Annotated in this window: 14 protein-coding genes and 1 tRNA gene; 1 reads left to right on the top strand and 14 read right to left on the bottom strand. The window is 54.8% G+C overall.

Features of this window, described 5'->3' with window-relative positions; genetic code table 11:
* Positions 1-33: 33 nt before the first annotated feature.
* From ACOTXI_RS21450 to trxA, 14 genes are all read right to left on the bottom strand, one after another.
* Positions 34-110 (bottom strand) — tRNA-Arg (locus ACOTXI_RS21450).
* A gap of 102 nt (positions 111-212) precedes the next feature.
* Positions 213-1,598 (bottom strand): bifunctional threonine/serine APC transporter ThrP, encoded by a 1,386-nt coding sequence (thrP, locus tag ACOTXI_RS21445; RefSeq protein WP_021242842.1) that lies wholly within the window; start codon positions 1,596-1,598, stop codon positions 213-215.
* 197 nt (positions 1,599-1,795) lie between these two features.
* A complete protein-coding gene (gene wecG / locus ACOTXI_RS21440; RefSeq protein WP_044597485.1) occupies positions 1,796-2,536 on the bottom strand; it encodes a lipopolysaccharide N-acetylmannosaminouronosyltransferase in 741 nt (246 codons plus the stop codon).
* Between the two features lie 12 nt (positions 2,537-2,548).
* Positions 2,549-3,901, bottom strand: coding sequence for an ECA oligosaccharide polymerase (gene wzyE, locus ACOTXI_RS21435; RefSeq protein WP_008501555.1), 1,353 nt, complete (start codon positions 3,899-3,901; stop codon positions 2,549-2,551).
* Positions 3,898-4,977 carry a TDP-N-acetylfucosamine:lipid II N-acetylfucosaminyltransferase gene (locus ACOTXI_RS21430; RefSeq protein ID WP_008501557.1) on the bottom strand — a complete coding sequence of 360 codons (1,080 nt, stop codon included), beginning with the start codon at positions 4,975-4,977 and terminating at the stop codon, positions 3,898-3,900. Before ACOTXI_RS21430 ends, wzyE begins: the two co-directional genes overlap by 4 nt.
* Positions 4,974-6,224: a lipid III flippase WzxE gene (gene wzxE, locus ACOTXI_RS21425; RefSeq protein WP_058653880.1), complete on the bottom strand. Its 1,251-nt coding sequence runs from the start codon at positions 6,222-6,224 to the stop codon at positions 4,974-4,976. The genes ACOTXI_RS21430 and wzxE overlap by 4 nt, the downstream gene beginning before the upstream one ends.
* Before the next feature lies 1 nt (position 6,225).
* Positions 6,226-7,356, bottom strand: coding sequence for a dTDP-4-amino-4,6-dideoxygalactose transaminase (rffA, locus tag ACOTXI_RS21420; protein ID WP_008501559.1), 1,131 nt, complete (start codon positions 7,354-7,356; stop codon positions 6,226-6,228).
* Between the two features lie 4 nt (positions 7,357-7,360).
* The gene (gene rffC / locus ACOTXI_RS21415) at positions 7,361-8,038 is read right to left on the bottom strand and encodes a dTDP-4-amino-4,6-dideoxy-D-galactose acyltransferase (RefSeq protein WP_045353404.1); all 678 of its coding nucleotides are present in this window, start codon (positions 8,036-8,038) and stop codon (positions 7,361-7,363) included.
* Positions 8,035-9,297, bottom strand: coding sequence for a UDP-N-acetyl-D-mannosamine dehydrogenase (gene wecC / locus ACOTXI_RS21410; protein ID WP_421633964.1), 1,263 nt, complete (start codon positions 9,295-9,297; stop codon positions 8,035-8,037). Before wecC ends, rffC begins: the two co-directional genes overlap by 4 nt.
* Positions 9,294-10,424, bottom strand: coding sequence for a non-hydrolyzing UDP-N-acetylglucosamine 2-epimerase (wecB, locus tag ACOTXI_RS21405; RefSeq protein WP_023615519.1), 1,131 nt, complete (start codon positions 10,422-10,424; stop codon positions 9,294-9,296). Before wecB ends, wecC begins: the two co-directional genes overlap by 4 nt.
* 56 nt (positions 10,425-10,480) lie before the next feature.
* Positions 10,481-11,527: an ECA polysaccharide chain length modulation protein gene (gene wzzE / locus ACOTXI_RS21400; RefSeq protein ID WP_008501563.1), complete on the bottom strand. Its 1,047-nt coding sequence runs from the start codon at positions 11,525-11,527 to the stop codon at positions 10,481-10,483.
* A 13-nt stretch (positions 11,528-11,540) separates the two neighbouring features.
* Positions 11,541-12,644, bottom strand: a complete 1,104-nt coding sequence (gene wecA / locus ACOTXI_RS21395) for a UDP-N-acetylglucosamine--undecaprenyl-phosphate N-acetylglucosaminephosphotransferase (RefSeq protein WP_008501564.1) — start codon at positions 12,642-12,644, stop codon at positions 11,541-11,543.
* Positions 12,645-12,882: 238 nt separating this feature from the next.
* A complete protein-coding gene (gene rho / locus ACOTXI_RS21390; protein WP_008501566.1) occupies positions 12,883-14,142 on the bottom strand; it encodes a transcription termination factor Rho in 1,260 nt (419 codons plus the stop codon).
* A 345-nt stretch (positions 14,143-14,487) separates the two neighbouring features.
* Positions 14,488-14,817 carry a thioredoxin TrxA gene (gene trxA / locus ACOTXI_RS21385; RefSeq protein WP_006179218.1) on the bottom strand — a complete coding sequence of 110 codons (330 nt, stop codon included), beginning with the start codon at positions 14,815-14,817 and terminating at the stop codon, positions 14,488-14,490.
* 144 nt (positions 14,818-14,961) lie between these two features.
* On the opposite strand from trxA, the gene rhlB reads away from it, so the two are divergent.
* On the top strand, positions 14,962-16,230 hold the full coding sequence (gene rhlB / locus ACOTXI_RS21380; RefSeq protein ID WP_008501567.1) for an ATP-dependent RNA helicase RhlB: 1,269 nt from the start codon (positions 14,962-14,964) through the stop codon (positions 16,228-16,230).
* Positions 16,231-16,235: the final 5 nt, after the last annotated feature.

Raw genomic sequence — 16,235 nt, 5'->3', positions numbered from 1 at the left:
CAGACCACCGCAGCTCTAGCGCCGGGACTAAAATGGCGCGCCCGACAGGATTCGAACCTGAGACCTCTGCCTCCGGAGGGCAGCGCTCTATCCAGCTGAGCTACGGGCGCTTAGCGCCGTTGCGGGGCTGGATATTACGTACCTCCGTCCCCGCTGTCTAGTGCTTTTTTGAAAAAAATGCGCGTTTGGTTATCGTTTGCACATTTTGCCGCTTATTCCTCCACTTTCTGCGTGGTGGCACGGCGACCGAGACCAAAAAGCTTATAGGCAGCCGTTACAGCGGCCAGGAAGATCATCCCGACAAACAGCGACATGCGGGTATCTTCATTAAAGTACATTCCGATTAATACGCAAATCAGGAACGCCATCGTTAAATAGTTCGCATACGGGAACAGAATTGAACGGAACGGATGGCTTTCAATCGCCTTTTTATGCGCATGACGGAAACGCAGCTGGCTGATGAGGATAACAAACCACGGCACCATGCCCGGCAGGACGCTGGCGCTGTAGACGTAAACGAACACCCGCTGCGGATTGGGAATGATGTAATTCAGGCAAGAACCAATCAGCAGGATCGCAATCGAAACCGCCACGCCCGCCACCGGCACGCCAGCACGTGACACTTTGCTCATCGCCGCAGGCAGCTGGTTATTCTTCGAGAGCGCATAGAGCATACGCCCACAGCTGTACATCCCGCTGTTACAGCCTGACAGCGCGGCCGTCAGGACCACAAAGTTAATGATGCCCGCCGCCGCCGTGATACCAATTTTGGCAAAGGTTAAAACAAACGGGCTACCCGTCGTGCCAATTTCGTTCCACGGGAAGATGGTTACGATAACGAAGATCGCGCCCACATAGAAAATCAGGATGCGCCACAGCACTTTGCCCACCGCGCTACGCAGCGTGACCTGAGGATTTTTCGCTTCACCGGCAGTAATACCGATCAGCTCCACGCCCTGATACGAAGCCACAACGATACACAGCGCCGTCAGGAAACCCTTCCAGCCGCCGGCAAAGAAGCCGCCGTTTTCGGTCAGGTTACCGAAACCGATAGCGTGTCCACCGTTGCCAAAGCCGAAGAAAATCACGCCCAGGCCGACAACAATCATCACGATGATGGTGGTGACTTTAATCATCGCGAACCAGAACTCGATCTCACCATATAGACGCACGGCGGCCAGGTTTGCCAGCGCCACCAGCCCCACGGCAATAAGCGCGGGTATCCACTGGGCCATGTCCGGGAACCAGAACTGGACGTAGACCCCTATCGCGGTGATCTCGGAGATGCCCACCGCCATCCACATGAACCAGTATGACCAGGCTGTCAGGTAGCCGAAAAAGGGGCTCATATACCGGTGCGCGTAAACGGCGAAGGAGCCGGTTACCGGCTCCAGGAAGAGCATTTCGCCCATGGAACGCATGATGAAGAAAACAAACAGCCCGGCAATAATGTACGCCAGTAATACGGAAGGGCCTGCCCACTTGAGCGTGCTTGCGGAGCCCATAAACAGGCCCACGCCGATAGTGCCGCCCAGCGCTATCAGTTCAATATGACGAGCTTCCAGCCCACGCTGTAGCTCCTGTTTTTTCTCTGCCATAGATCCTCGATTGTGTTTGCTGTTTCCCGACTTAAGACCGGGTATTGTTTTTTAGGGGGACTAAAATACGGAGCAAATGGTTTCTTAAAATGTGCCAAATGGCAAACGATGCATAAAAAAAATGAATGCATTGCACAGATTATCAGCAGTTTTGCAGGGGAGTTGCAGCGCGAATAGCATATCGCGCTACATTTTGATTACATTTTCCCGGTGTAATGCCAGGTGAGGTAGCGAAGCAGACGGATCTGTCGTTTAATGCGTGTCGGCTGCGATAGCAGGCGATACAGCCACTCCAGCCCCAGATGTTGCCAGACCGCTGGCGCACGCTTGACGTGGCCGGTAAAGACGTCATATGTGCCGCCAACGCCCATGTAGAGGGCATCCGGGCAGACCAGACGACAGTCACGCATCAGGATCTCCTGGCGCGGGGACCCCATCGCCACGGTGACAATCTTCGCCCCGCTGTCACGAACGCGCTCAAACAGCGCCTGCCGATCTTCCGGTTTGAAGTAACCATCCTGGCTGCCGACAATATTAACATTCCATTGACGACGCAGTTTCTCTTCCGTCTGGGCCAGTATCTCCGGCTTCCCGCCAATCAGGAACACGGGCGTTCCCTGCGCGCCTGCACGGGCCATAAGCTGCTCCCAGAGATCGGCACCCGCCACGCGGGAAACATTAGCGTCAGGATACTTTTTACGGATAGAGCGAACCACGCTGATCCCGTCCGCGTATTTAAATTCGGCCGCGTCTATCAGGCTTTTGACTTCCGCGTTATCCTCAACCGCCAGCATCTTTTCCGCGTTGATGGCCACCAGCGTACCGGATTTCATCTGGCCGTCGGCGAACAGAAAATCCAGCGCGTGCTGCATGTCGCGCCAGCCAATCAGCTGCAGACCACGTAGCGCATAGCGCGGTGCAGAAATTCTATCAGTCATTACTATCCTTACTCAGACTTGCGACAGCGTTGTGCTGCCCTGCCGCTCGCGCCTGTGCACAAGCCCGGCGCTGTCAAACAGCCAGTACAACAGTTTGGCCAGTAACAGGCAGATGCCGAAAACGACCATGAAGAACACCACGCGCGAAACGAACGAGTCCAGACCTTCGCGCGCCAGAACGATCATATTGAAAATGGCACCAAAGCAGAAACTGTGCAAAATGGCCGCTTTATAGCGGTTGGTCTCTTCATTGCCACGCAGGTAAAGCCAGTCGAACCACTTGATAATCAGCCCCACGGCAACCGCTCCGGGGAGAATGAACCATGCCCCGCCCATCACCACCAGGGAACCGAGCAGCGTGGGTGAAATTGCCAGACCGGAATGGTTGTTCAGCACTTCCCAGGTGAAGTAATTCGCCGTATTCAGCACCACGCCAGGACGGTCCGGCCATAGCCAGGAAGGGATAAAGACGTAGAAGTCGCGAACAATCGGCGCCAGCCCCTGGAAATCAATCTTGTCGTAATTTTGCAGCAGCAGTGCCAGGTTTTCCCATGGCGAGAAGGTATCACGCGTGAGGTAAAGAAACGTGTAAAACGCCTCATCACCCGCCACGTTCATCCCGTAGCGCTTTAGCGCCAGCCAGAACATCCCCACAATGCCAAACACGCCTGCTGCAACCAGCATCCAGAGCGAGATCCAGCCGCGGATAATGCCGATAAACAGGAAGATCGCGAAGGCGATGATGATGTTCGCGCGCGTACCGCCCACAATCATGTAGGTCAGGATGCCAAATGCGACGGTACTGACCAGGAAGAACAGCCACGCTTTGCTGTCCTGGCGCAGGAAGAAGATCACCAGCATCGCCGGAATGAAGAAGTAGAAGAAACGCTTAAGCGCCACGCCCGAGACTTCTGCCGAAAAAATCTGGCTGTAGGAGTGGAGTTTAAAAAGCAGGAAGCCGTTATGCATGAAGAAGATGCCAACGCTGACCAGGGCGATAGTCATCAGCATCACCCATGTCAGGTGGGTTTCCACCCGATTCATGGTAAAGAGCGCCCGGCGTGGGGCTGCAGCCTGCGCTGAACGCAGACGCGTTTTATAGGTGACGTAGTAGACCGCATAGAAGCAGGTCGCCGCCAGAAGCGCCTGGAGCAGAATGTCCGGCGGCGCGACGCTCACGTCAAAACGGAAGACCAGTATGCTGGTCAACGGGAAGCCGAAAAAGAACGTCAGCAGAAACAGTAACGAGAAGAAGACGTTAAAGTTGAAGCGCACGCGCCGGAATTCAAACCAGGTGAGCGTGGCGATGAACAGGCTGCTCAGAAGCCAGACAACCAGTAAGCCGCTGAATTGCAACTGACTCATGCTTTGTCTCCTGCAGCGATACGCAGCGCGCGGTGCCACGGCGTGAGATAATTCGGGCTGAAAAAATCGATGCTGTTTTTATCCACCAGCGTGAGCTGACGTTGAGCTTCACGTACCACCTCGACATTCAGCGTGTCTGAGGTAAACAACACCGGAATATGCTGCTCGGCCATGTCCTGCCAGAACGGGTTGTCGCGGTTGAGCACGCACGGTACACCTGCCTGAATCAGCAGGCACAGCGTGCCAATCCCCTGCTGCCGGGCAAAGATGAAATAACCGAGATCGCATTTTCTCAGCAGCGCAAGATAGTCATCAAATTCCAGCTTATCGCTGAGGATGTGCAGATTTTCAGCGCTAAACAGCGCCAGCCCCTGCTGACGAACCTCGTCGATATAGGCGCTGTTGTTGGCGGGATAGCCCATCGGCACCACCACGTTCACTGTGTCGCCAAACTGCTGATGCACCGCCCTGAGCGCCGCGACATGTTCGTTACTGCGATCGCCGGAATTCCCCACCAGAATCGTCAGCTTGCCTTCTCGCACCGCGTCATTCGCCATGGCGTTCAGCGCCGGATCCATGCGGGTGGGGAAATAGAGCAACTCGCCGCGCACGTTCGGGTGCTGTTTAGCAAAATAGTTGAGATCGCCGCGGGTAGCAAAAACGCAGCCTACGCGCCCCTGAGCCATGCGGCGCAGGGGATAAAAAAGACGGAATTTCCAGCCGCGGGAGACTTCATAAAGATCGGCTCCCCAGATATGCCAGCTGCACTGGGAGGGTTTAATCCCTCCGCTGAGAAGCGCCAGCCACAGGCCGGTATTGAACTGCCCGTGGAAAAAGAAACGTTGCTTACGATCCGCTTTGGCTTTGGCAACCACCGCCTTCGCCAGTGAGGCCTTATCCGGCCAGAAGCGAATCGTCAGTGCCGGAAACGCCTCGCTCAGGCCCTTATCCTGACCTGCAACCATAAACTCACGCGCATCAGGATCGCCCGATGCCAGCTCGTCGTTGAAGAACCGCAAAACGGTCTGGTTATGGTGTGGGATATCCGATCCCAGGATGTGAATCAGTGCAGTCATGCGCGTTTACGCCACAATAAAAATACACCGCAACAGGCGGCGAAATAAACGATATAGGTTGCCATGTAGGCCTGGGCCGCCCCCAGCGCACCGTGCGTGGGTATCAGCCAGTGTGAAAATGCCGTCAGTAAAACAAACTGGCTAATTTCCGCCAGGATATAGAGCCGCAGGGACGCTTTCGCGATCACCAGATAGCCGAAAACGTAAGCCCCCACTTTCAGTACATCACCCACCAGCTGCCAGGCAAAGAGATCGCGCATGGCGGTGAACTTCGCCGAGAACAGCAGCCAGATGGCGACATCGCGCAATAACCAGACGGTAAAGCTGGCAGCCGCGACGGCCGGCAATACAAAGCGCAGCGATCGGGAAATCTCGCGCGTTATGTCCTGTCTGGACGTCAGACGCGACAGGGTTGGCAGCAGGTAAACGCTAAAGGAAGCCGTAATAAACTGAAGATAGGCATCGGAAATACTGCTTACGCCCTGCCAGATCCCGACCTCATCCCAGCTATAGTGCGCCGCCAGCAGGTTTCGCATCATCACGTAGGCCACCGGCAGCGTGACGGAGGTGATGAGCGCCATCAGAGTAAATTTACCCAGTTGGCTGGCAAGCATCGAGTCCCATTGCGGTTTCAGGTAGCTCAGCGGAATAACGCCCCGACGCATCAGCATAAATGCCGCAGGCACAATCACCAGCGCCGGAACCAGCGCCAGCCCCAGCAGCGCGCCTTCATAGCCACCCAGGCGATAGCAGAAATAATAGGCAATCACGCCGATGACGCTGCCCAGGATCAACGCAAGCGCGTTCCCGGCAGCATCACGAAACCCTTTCATCAGCGCCAGCAGCAGGTTAGCCCAGGCAATCCCCATCTGAACCAATGCGACCAGACGCACCAGCCCCTGATAGTGGGTGTGACCGAATAATCCCTGGCTGATGGGCGCCGCCGCCAGCAGAAAGATGATCGCCATCAGGGTCGAAAAACCCGTGACCATCGCCGACGAGGTGCCCACCACCCTGCGGAGCTGGGCCGCATCATCATGATACTGCGCAACGTATTTGGTGACGCCGTTGAAGATACCGGCACCAGCCAGCACTCCAAGGACGGTGACAAGCTGACGGAAATTACCCGCCTGCCCCACTCCTGACGGGCCAAATGAGACGGCCAGGAGCTTGACGACCAACAGCCCGGCCCCAATTTTTACAAGCGTGGACGCGGCGGTCCACACCGATGCTTTTGCCAGAGACATATCAGCCGAAATAACTCAGGAGGGTATTAATCACCGTACGCTGGTTAACTGGCGCGAGGTTGTAGAACAGTGGCAGACGAAGCAACCGCTCACTTTCTTTGGTGGTGTAACGGTCTTCACCCGCGAACGTTCCAAACGCTTCGCCCGCCGGGCTGGAGTGCAGCGGGATATAGTGGAACACCGCCATAATTTCGGCTTCTTTCAGCCAGGCGATGAGCTCGCTGCGGTCGTCGTTATCGCGCAGCTTGATGTAGAACATGTGCGCGTTGTGGACGCAATCCGCCGGAATCGTTGGCAGCGCAATACGCCCGGCTTTTGCCAGAGGTTCCAGCGCATCGTAATAGGTTTGCCACAGGGAGAGACGCTGCAGGTTGATGCGATCCGCGGCTTCCAGCTGCGCCCAGAGGTACGCGGCCTGCAGATCCGCCATCAGATAGCTGGAGCCAATATCGCGCCAGGTGTATTTGTCTACCTGGCCGCGGAAGAACTGGCTGCGGTTGGTGCCTTTTTCGCGGATCACTTCCGCACGCTCCACGAGCGCCCGGTCGTTAATCAGCGTCGCGCCACCCTCTCCGCCTGCCGTGTAGTTTTTGGTTTCGTGGAAGCTAAAGCAGCCGATGTGGCCGATGGTGCCCAGCGCGCGTCCCTTGTAGGTCGACATCACGCCCTGCGCGGCATCTTCCACCACAAACAGGTTATGTTTTTTGGCGATGGCCATGATGGTATCCATTTCACAGGCCACACCTGCGTAGTGAACCGGCACGATCGCGCGCGTTTTGTCGGTGATCGCCGCTTCAATCAGCGTCTCATCAATGTTCATGGTATCCGGGCGGATATCCACAAAGACGATTTTCGCCCCGCGCAGGACAAACGCATTCGCCGTGGAAACGAAGGTGTAGCTCGGCATGATCACTTCATCGCCGGGCTGGATATCCAGCAGCAGTGCGGCCATTTCCAGCGATGCCGTACAGGACGGGGTCAGCAGTACTTTGGCGCTGCGAAAACGCTGTTCCATCCACTGCTGACAGCGACGGGTGAAACCGCCGTCACCGCAGAGTTTGCCGCTGCCCATGGCAGACTGCATATAGTCGAGTTCCGTTCCGACGACGGGTGGTGCGTTAAATGGAATCATCTTGTCACCTGTATAACCAGTAGGCGGTGGCGTCGATGTTGGCACCACTCGCAATATAACGTTTAAGCGCGGCGGTGTTGCCCACCTGGGTCGCCACCCGCAGCGTCTCAACCTGCTGCTGCTGCGCCCAGTGCAGCGCCGCCTGCATAAGTTTCTCACCCATGCCGCGCCCGGCTAATAAGCCAATACGCGCCTCGCGCACGTTGAGCTTGCGAAGCGAGACGAACCCCTGGAGTTGACCGTCCCCTGCGCGGAAAACCAGGCAGACGTGGTCAAAGGTGCCTTTAACCGCATTCTCTATCCACTGGGCATAGAAACGGCCGCTATCGTCAGGTGCGTACCAGGGCGCACGAAAGCGGCTCTGCGCAAACGCCTGAGCCGCCATCTGACGCAGCACGGGAATATCCTGTTCGGTTGCGATTTCAGCGCCGGGTGCATCATGCCGGGTGAGGGTTATGGAAAGGTCTGCCTCACCTTCCACCAGCTGGAAGCCGCGTTGCTGGAGCGCATCAAGCAGGTCGGTACGGTCCGCCGGGATCTTCGCCTGAATCCGTTGCCAGGTGATGAAATCCGATTCAGCCAGTACCGGCGCATCATCGCGCAGACGCACAATGGCCGACGGCAGGCCGAAAAAGGCACTCTCCCACTGCAGGGGCTCAAGTACCCCGTTCAGGCTGTTCAACGCCAGACACCTTTGGTATCAACCACATACTTCTGACGCACCGCATCACCGGACGTCGCTTTAAACGCTTTATGATCCACCAGCAGCACCAGCACGTCCGCCGTCGCCAGCGCCTCATCCAGCGCAGCCAGCGTGCAGTGCCCCGCCAGTTTTGCCGGCAACTCATCGATATTCGGCTCAACCACCAGCGTTTCACCCTTGTGCCATTCGGCAATCATCTGAGCAATTTCCATTGCCGGGCTTTCGCGCAGGTCGTCAATGTTGGGTTTGAATGCCAGACCAAAGCAGGCAATTTTCAGCTCGCTGGCGCGCTTTCCGCTCTCTGCCAGACAATCCGCTACCGTGGTTTTGACCTGATTGAGCACCCAGTGAGGTTTGCTGTCGTTCACTTCACGCGCGGTGCGAATCAGGCGCGCCTGCGCCGGATTCTGAGCCACAATAAACCACGGATCGACGGCGATGCAGTGTCCACCCACGCCCGGGCCTGGCTGGAGAATGTTTACACGCGGATGGCGATTCGCCAGGCTAATCAACTCCCAGACGTTAATCCCCTGATCGGCGCAAATCAGCGACAGTTCGTTCGCAAAGGCGATATTAACGTCACGGAAGCTGTTTTCCGTCAGCTTGCACATCTCGGCGGTGCGGGAGTTTGTCACCATACACTCGCCTTCCAGGAAAATCTTGTACAGCGCGCTGGCGCGCTCGGAACAGACGGGCGTCATACCGCCAATGACGCGGTCGTTTTTTATCAGTTCGACCATGACCTGGCCCGGGAGGACGCGCTCCGGACAGTAGGCGATGTTGATATCCGCCTGCTCCCCCGCCTGTTGCGGGAAGCTTAAATCAGGGCGCGCGTCGGCCAGCCACTGCGCCATCTGCTCGGTAGCACCGACCGGAGAGGTTGATTCCAGAATCACCAGCGCCCCTTTCTTCAGCACAGGGGCAATGGACTTTGCCGCCGCCTCGACGTAGACCATGTCGGGCTCGTGGTCACCTTTAAAGGGCGTTGGAACGGCAATCAGGTAAGCATCCGCTTCAACGGGCGTGGTACTGGCGCGCAGGAAGCCGCCCTCCACCGCCTCTTTCACCACGCGGTCAAGATCGGGCTCGACAATATGAATCTCGCCACGGTTAATGGTTTCCACCGCACGGGCGTTGATATCCACACCGACAACCTGTTTCTGACGAGAGGCAAACGCCGCCGCGGTGGGCAAGCCAATGTAGCCAAGACCAATGACAGAGAGGGTAGTAAAACTCATAGCGATACCTGATTGTGTTTAAGTGCATGCAAAATACGGCCACAAGCCTGCCCGTCTCCATACGGATTATGGGCCCGGCTCATCGCCTGATACGTTTCGTCGTCATGCAGAAGGCGCGTGACCTCTTCGACGATGAGTTCCGCGTTGGTGCCGACCAGACGCACCGTACCGGCTTTGACCGCTTCCGGACGCTCGGTGGTTTCACGCATCACCAGCACCGGTTTGCCAAGAGAAGGCGCTTCTTCCTGAATGCCGCCGGAATCGGTAAGGATCAGCCAGGCATGGTTCATCAGCCAGACAAACGGCAGATAGTCCTGAGGTTCAATCAGAAGGACATTTTCGATATGACCCAGGATGCGGTTAACCGGCTCGCTGACGTTAGGATTGAGATGGACCGGATAGACAATCTGCACGTCGTCGTTCTGCGCCGCGATTTCAGCCAGCGCGTGACAGATTTGCTCAAAACCCCGGCCAAAGCTTTCGCGACGGTGGCCGGTGACCAGAATGGTTTTTTTGCCGTTGTGCAGGAATGGATAGCGAGCAGCGAGTTCGTTCTTAAGCTCGTGGTTTGCCAGGACCCGGTCACGTACCCAAATTAACGCATCGATGACCGTATTGCCGGTCACAAAGATTTTGTTATCGGCGATATTTTCACGCAGCAGGTTCTGACGCGAGTTTTCTGTAGGCGCAAAGTGATACATCGCCAGGTGGCCCGTTAGCGTGCGGTTGGCCTCCTCCGGCCACGGCGAATAAAGATTGCCGGTACGCAGACCCGCCTCAACATGCCCCACGGGAATTCGCTGGTAAAACGCGGCCAGGCTGGTCGCCACGGTCGTGGTAGTGTCGCCGTGTACCAGCACCACGTCAGGCTTGAATGACTCCAGGATAGGCTTCAGCTCTTGCAGAATGCGACAGGTTATCTCCGTCAATCCTTGCCCCGGTTTCATAATATTGAGGTCGTAATCCGGGACGATGGAAAAGAGCGTTAACACCTGATCGAGCATCTCACGGTGCTGGGCCGTGACGCACACTTTCGCTTCAATATCAGGATCGCTGGCCAGCGCATGAACCAGAGGTGCCATCTTAATGGCCTCCGGCCTGGTGCCAAATACGGTTAGTACTTTCACATCGATTCTCTTCGATTAGGCGATGAAGGCCGCAGCCTTCATCGTAGACGGCATTCTTAGTTTGTGCGACGACGCGTTAACGCCACGCCAGCGCCCGTCAGTGCGCCTACAATCCCCCACATGATCATCAGGAATGCACGACGCGGACTATCGCGTTTTACAGGTTCTTCAGGCGTTCGCAAATAACGATAGGTCTGAAAACGCGGGTCCAGAGAGGGACCGACATTAAGCGTATTGAGCATCGCGCGATTTTGATCGTAATCGAGGTCAAAATCAGGACCGACGGCCTGAAGGTTTTCCAGACGTGCCTGCAACATGGGGCGGCCAAGGAGGAACATCTCTGAATCAGGCAGTTCATCAGCCGGCACGTCCGTCTCAGTACGGGAAATATTGTGCTGTTCCGCAATTTTCAGCGCCTGCTCAATATTGTGTACACGGCGAGCGAAAATCGCTTTAGCCACCTCTTCCTGACGTTTCACTTGCGCTTTCATCTGGATGGTGCGAGCCGACCAGGCGCCTTTAAGCTCTTCGTTAAGATGGCTTGCGGCACGCTGGCTGGCAAACGCGACATACTGACGCAGCAGGTTGTTGGCGTCCGGCGCGGTTTCTGCAATCAGCTTGACGCTGTCATTCACGTTACGCAGGGCGTCGCCCGGCATAAATTGTATATTGTTAATCAGATCGTCCAGCAGAGCGGCATCGGCTTTGGTGTTATCAACTCGACGCTGCTTGTAGTAATCCGTCTGGGACCAGAAGTCGCGGCGCGTATCCCACGAAGCCAGTTGCATCACAAACTCTTTATAGGCCTCATCCATAACGGAGACCTGATCTGGCGTGGCGAGGTTAGCTTTGATATCCAGGTTTCGCAGGAATTGCTGTTGGGAATAGAACCCCCCAAGCATGTTAACCGTTGGTTTGTCAGTGATTGCCGTGGCGCTCCACTCTTGTTTTGCAAAGAACGTATAGGCCAGCGCTAACAGTGCAAACCCCAGCGCGATCCCCGCAATCCAAAGTTTGCCTGCCCATAACACGCGAAACAAACCCCGAATATCCAGTTCATTCTCAGTTACCACTGATTTCGCTCCCGCCAACGGTTGAGTCATCATAGTCCCGGTTTTACTTAGTTAATGTTGTGTTTTTGCCACTGTTACGACGCATCCTGCGTTTAATACGTTTAATGAACCGCGCTACTTTCCATGCGCGCTTAATGCAGTAGCCGTAAAGGAAAAACGCTAGCAAAAATAATGCCAACATAACCCATTCTGGCACAAAATGAGCATACTCCGCGGCAACACCCACTCCCGCAAGGATGGCGGCCGCCACGGTTATCAAAACAAATGCCTGCCGGGAGGTGAATCCAGCGCGCATGATCAAATGATGAATATGCTGTCGGTCGGCTGAGAAGGGACTCATTCCTTTGCGCAAGCGGCGATACATAATCGCAACCATATCCATTAACGGGATTGCGATAATCCACAACGCGGTGACAGGGCTGATAGGATGGACTTGCCCCTGAGTCGTTTCCAGCAAAATCCAGATGACGGTAAACCCAATGAGTGTGCTGCCCGCATCACCCATAAAGACTTTATAGCGACGCCCCAGCGCACCGAGGTTTAACAGGATATAAGGCAGGATGGCGGCAATCATGGCGAAGCACCACATAGCAAGACTATATTGACCGTCAAACCACAAAATAAAACCGATCGCGGCAAACGAGACGCAGGAGAGTCCCCCCAGCAAGCCATCAATACCATCGACCATGTTGAAGGCATTTATAGCAACCCATACGGCGAAAAGCGTCAGAAAATAGCCGAACGGGCCGAGCACCATCTCCCACGAGCCAAAAATATAGCCCAGGCTACTCAAGTAGAGTTTTGCTGAGACCATCATGGCAATGCCAACTGCCGCCTGCACAAAGGCGCGGATTTTAACGCTGATGTCATAACGATCGTCAAGCGCGCCGACGATGACCAGTACCGTTGAACACATCAGATATAATTTGACATGTGGGACATAGTAGTTAGCAATTGCGAAGGCATAGCAAATGCCGGCAAAAACGGAAATACCACCCACCAGGGGGATCATGCCCTGATGACGCTTCCGGAAGTTGGGTTTATCCACTAACCCCACGTATTTCGCCACCTTACGCGCAATAAACAGAAAACAGGTGGTGAATAAAAAAATACTGGTTAGATCAGTAAACGTATCGAATAGGTTCACAATGGATTCTCAACAAATGTTAGTCTCGGAAGTATAACCACGAAGGCTCATAGCCCGAAGGTAAAAGTAAACCTCTTGTGACCTCATTTGTATATTATTCAAGCTATTAATGTTTTTACTCTACGAATCGTCTTATTGTCGCACCTACACATCAAAATTGGGAGTAGGTGGTACTAGCGTATAGTCCATAAAAGAAAAACGCCACGTAAAAACGTGGCGTTCGCTGGCTTTATTTGCGTTACGAGCGTTTCATCATGTCGAAGAAATCGTCGTTGGTTTTGGTCATTGCCAGTTTGTTAATGAGGAACTCCATCGCGTCGATTTCACCCATTGGATGAATGATTTTGCGCAGGATCCACATTTTCTGCAGCTCTTCCTGGGTGGTGAGCAGCTCTTCTTTACGGGTACCGGAACGGTTGTAGTCGATAGCCGGGAAGACGCGTTTTTCAGCGATCTTACGAGAGAGGTGCAGTTCCATGTTGCCTGTCCCTTTAAACTCTTCGTAGATAACTTCGTCCATCTTAGAGCCGGTATCGATCAGCGCGGTCGCGATGATGGTCAGGCTGCCGCCCTCTTCGACGTTACGTGCAGCACCGAAGAAACGTTTTGGACGATGCAGGGCGTTAGCATCCACACCACCGGTCAGGACTTTACCAGACGCCGGGACCACGGTGTTGTAGGCACGCGCCAGACGGGTGATGGAGTCGAGCAGGATGATCACGTCTTTCTTGTGCTCAACCAGGCGTTTTGCCTTCTCGATAACCATTTCCGCAACCTGAACGTGGCGAGATGCTGGCTCGTCGAAGGTAGAAGCAACCACTTCACCTTTAACCAGACGCTGCATCTCGGTCACTTCTTCCGGACGTTCGTCAATCAGCAGCACCATCAGCACACAGTCAGGGTGGTTGTAAGCAATGCTCTGCGCGATGTTCTGCAGCAGCATGGTTTTACCCGCTTTTGGCGGCGCCACAATCAGACCACGCTGACCACGACCGATTGGTGAGGCCAGATCCAGAACGCGCGCGGTTAAGTCTTCGGTAGAACCGTTACCACGCTCCATGCGCAGGCGAGAGTTCGCGTGCAGCGGCGTTAAGTTCTCAAAGAGGATCTTATTGCGCGAGTTTTCTGGCTTATCGAAGTTAACTTCATTGACTTTCAACAGCGCAAAGTAGCGTTCACCCTCTTTAGGAGGACGAATCTTACCTGAAATGGTGTCACCAGTGCGGAGGTTGAAACGGCGGATTTGGCTGGGGGATACGTAGATGTCGTCAGGGCCGGCGAGGTAGGAGCTGTCTGCAGAGCGGAGGAAACCAAATCCGTCTTGCAATATCTCCAGCACACCGTCGCCAAAGATATCTTCGCCACTCTTAGCGTGCTGCTTCAGGATGGCGAAAATGATGTCCTGCTTGCGCATACGAGCCTGGTTTTCCAGCCCCATATTTTCGCCGAGAGTGATCAGCTCAGAAACCGGCGTATTCTTTAATTCGGTAAGATTCATAATGGTGTGGGTTCTTAAACTCGGGGTGATTCTCGAACTTAATGTTGTGAATGGTATGGCAGGGTCATCCATGCCTGTTTAGCGGCCATCAACTCATGTCTGTTCGCTGTCTGGTCACAGGGAAAGAACGCAGAACTGAAACGACAAGACGGATTGAGTGACAAGCCCGGAATTTAGCCACTTCACGCACTGTTCATGTTAACAACGGGAAGTATCGGGTAAAACAAGATTCAAACAACAAGATATGTTTAAAACGAAGTCATAGCTAACTTAGCACGACTTCAGCCGGGCGTCCAGAGTTCCGAATCATTTAGCCGGGGGCTCTGAACGCACAGCGGAGAAACCTTACGCCAGGTTAGCGTCGAGGAACTCTTTCAGTTGACCTTTGGACAGCGCGCCCACTTTGGTCGCCGCCACTTCGCCGTTTTTGAACAGCAGCAGGGTCGGAATACCACGGATACCGTATTTTGGTGCGGTGCCCGGGTTCTGGTCGATGTTCAGCTTGGCAACGGTCAGTTTGCCCTGATATTCGTCGGCGATCTCATCCAGAATCGGGGCGATCATTTTGCAAGGACCACACCATTCAGCCCAGAAATCGACGAGGATCAGCCCGTCAGCCTTAAGTACGTCCGTGTCAAAACTGTCGTCAGTCAGGTGAATAATTTTATCGCTCATATATAACTCCACAGGAATAAGCCTGGTACGTTGGTTTTGTCTCCACCAACGACGCGTTGATGTCGCATTAACCAACTAAAGGTTGACTTTATTTCACCGGATACGCTTTCGTAAAGCAATAGTAAGCTGATATTCTACCACACTATGAGCAAAACACATTTAACAGAACAGAAGTTTTCCGACTTCGCGCTGCACCCGAAGGTGATTGAAGCCCTTGAAAATAAAGGGTTTCATAACTGCACGCCCATTCAGGCCCTCGCGCTGCCGCTGACGCTGGCCGGTCGCGATGTTGCCGGGCAGGCGCAAACCGGTACCGGCAAAACGATGGCGTTTTTAACGTCAACGTTTCATTATTTACTTTCTCACCCAGCGATTGCAGACCGCAAAGTTAACCAGCCGCGCGCGCTAATTATGGCCCCGACGCGAGAACTGGCGGTACAGATCCACGCAGACGCTGAACCCCTGGCGCAGGCTACCGGCCTGAAGCTGGGCCTGGCCTATGGCGGCGACGGCTACGATAAGCAGCTGAAAGTGCTGGAAAGCGGTGTGGATATCCTGATCGGTACCACCGGCCGTCTTATTGATTACGCCAAACAGAACCACATTAACCTCGGTGCCATCCAGGTTGTGGTGCTCGATGAAGCTGACCGCATGTACGATCTGGGCTTCATTAAAGACATCCGCTGGCTGTTCCGCCGTATGCCTCCGGCCAACCAGCGCCTGAATATGCTGTTCTCTGCAACCCTCTCCTACCGCGTTCGCGAGCTGGCGTTCGAACAGATGAACAACGCTGAATACGTAGAAGTGGAACCGGAGCAGAAAACGGGTCACCGCATTAAAGAAGAGCTCTTCTATCCTTCTAATGAAGAGAAAATGCGCCTGCTGCAAACGCTGATTGAAGAAGAATGGCCAGATCGCGCCATCATCTTTGCGAACACCAAACACCGTTGTGAAGAAATCTGGGGCCACCTGGCTGCCGATGGTCACCGTGTTGGCCTGTTGACCGGCGACGTGGCGCAGAAAAAACGCCTGCGAATTCTCGAAGAGTTTACCCGCGGCGATCTCGATATTCTGGTCGCCACCGACGTGGCTGCACGTGGTTTACACATTCCGGCCGTAACGCACGTCTTTAACTACGATCTGCCAGACGACTGTGAAGACTACGTACACCGTATCGGTCGTACCGGTCGCGCGGGCGCAAGCGGTCACTCTATTAGCCTTGCGTGTGAAGAGTATGCGCTGAACCTTCCGGCCATTGAGACCTACATCGGTCACTCTATTCCGCAGAGCAAATACAATCCGGAAGCGCTGTTAAGCGAACTGCCGCCGCCTAAGCGTCTTACCCGCCCACGCTCCGGCAATGGTCCGCGTCGTTCAGGCGGCGCACCGCGTAATCGTCGTCGTTCAGGTTAAGAAAA

Origin of the sequence: Enterobacter cloacae complex sp. BZL2005 (assembly GCF_049238885.1) — a bacterium.
GTDB lineage: Bacteria > Pseudomonadota > Gammaproteobacteria > Enterobacterales > Enterobacteriaceae > Enterobacter > Enterobacter roggenkampii.
The sequence above is the reverse complement of the archived record's forward strand: the minus strand, read 5'-3'. Positions and strand labels throughout refer to the sequence as shown.

What these genes read in the sequence shown, in the direction of transcription:
- thrP (WP_021242842.1), bottom strand. Translation starts at nt 1,598, where the DNA reads ATGGCAGAGAAAAAACAGGAGCTACAGCGTGGGCTGGAAGCTCGTCAT.
- wecG (WP_044597485.1), bottom strand. Translation starts at nt 2,536, where the DNA reads ATGACTGATAGAATTTCTGCACCGCGCTATGCGCTACGTGGTCTGCAG.
- wzyE (WP_008501555.1), bottom strand. Translation starts at nt 3,901, where the DNA reads ATGAGTCAGTTGCAATTCAGCGGCTTACTGGTTGTCTGGCTTCTGAGC.
- ACOTXI_RS21430 (WP_008501557.1), bottom strand. Translation starts at nt 4,977, where the DNA reads ATGACTGCACTGATTCACATCCTGGGATCGGATATCCCACACCATAAC.
- wzxE (WP_058653880.1), bottom strand. Translation starts at nt 6,224, where the DNA reads ATGTCTCTGGCAAAAGCATCGGTGTGGACCGCCGCGTCCACGCTTGTA.
- rffA (WP_008501559.1), bottom strand. Translation starts at nt 7,356, where the DNA reads ATGATTCCATTTAACGCACCACCCGTCGTCGGAACGGAACTCGACTAT.
- wecC (WP_421633964.1), bottom strand. Translation starts at nt 9,297, where the DNA reads ATGAGTTTTACTACCCTCTCTGTCATTGGTCTTGGCTACATTGGCTTG.
- wzzE (WP_008501563.1), bottom strand. Translation starts at nt 11,527, where the DNA reads ATGACTCAACCGTTGGCGGGAGCGAAATCAGTGGTAACTGAGAATGAA.
- rho (WP_008501566.1), bottom strand. Translation starts at nt 14,142, where the DNA reads ATGAATCTTACCGAATTAAAGAATACGCCGGTTTCTGAGCTGATCACT.
- trxA (WP_006179218.1), bottom strand. Translation starts at nt 14,817, where the DNA reads ATGAGCGATAAAATTATTCACCTGACTGACGACAGTTTTGACACGGAC.
- rhlB (WP_008501567.1), top strand. Translation starts at nt 14,962, where the DNA reads ATGAGCAAAACACATTTAACAGAACAGAAGTTTTCCGACTTCGCGCTG.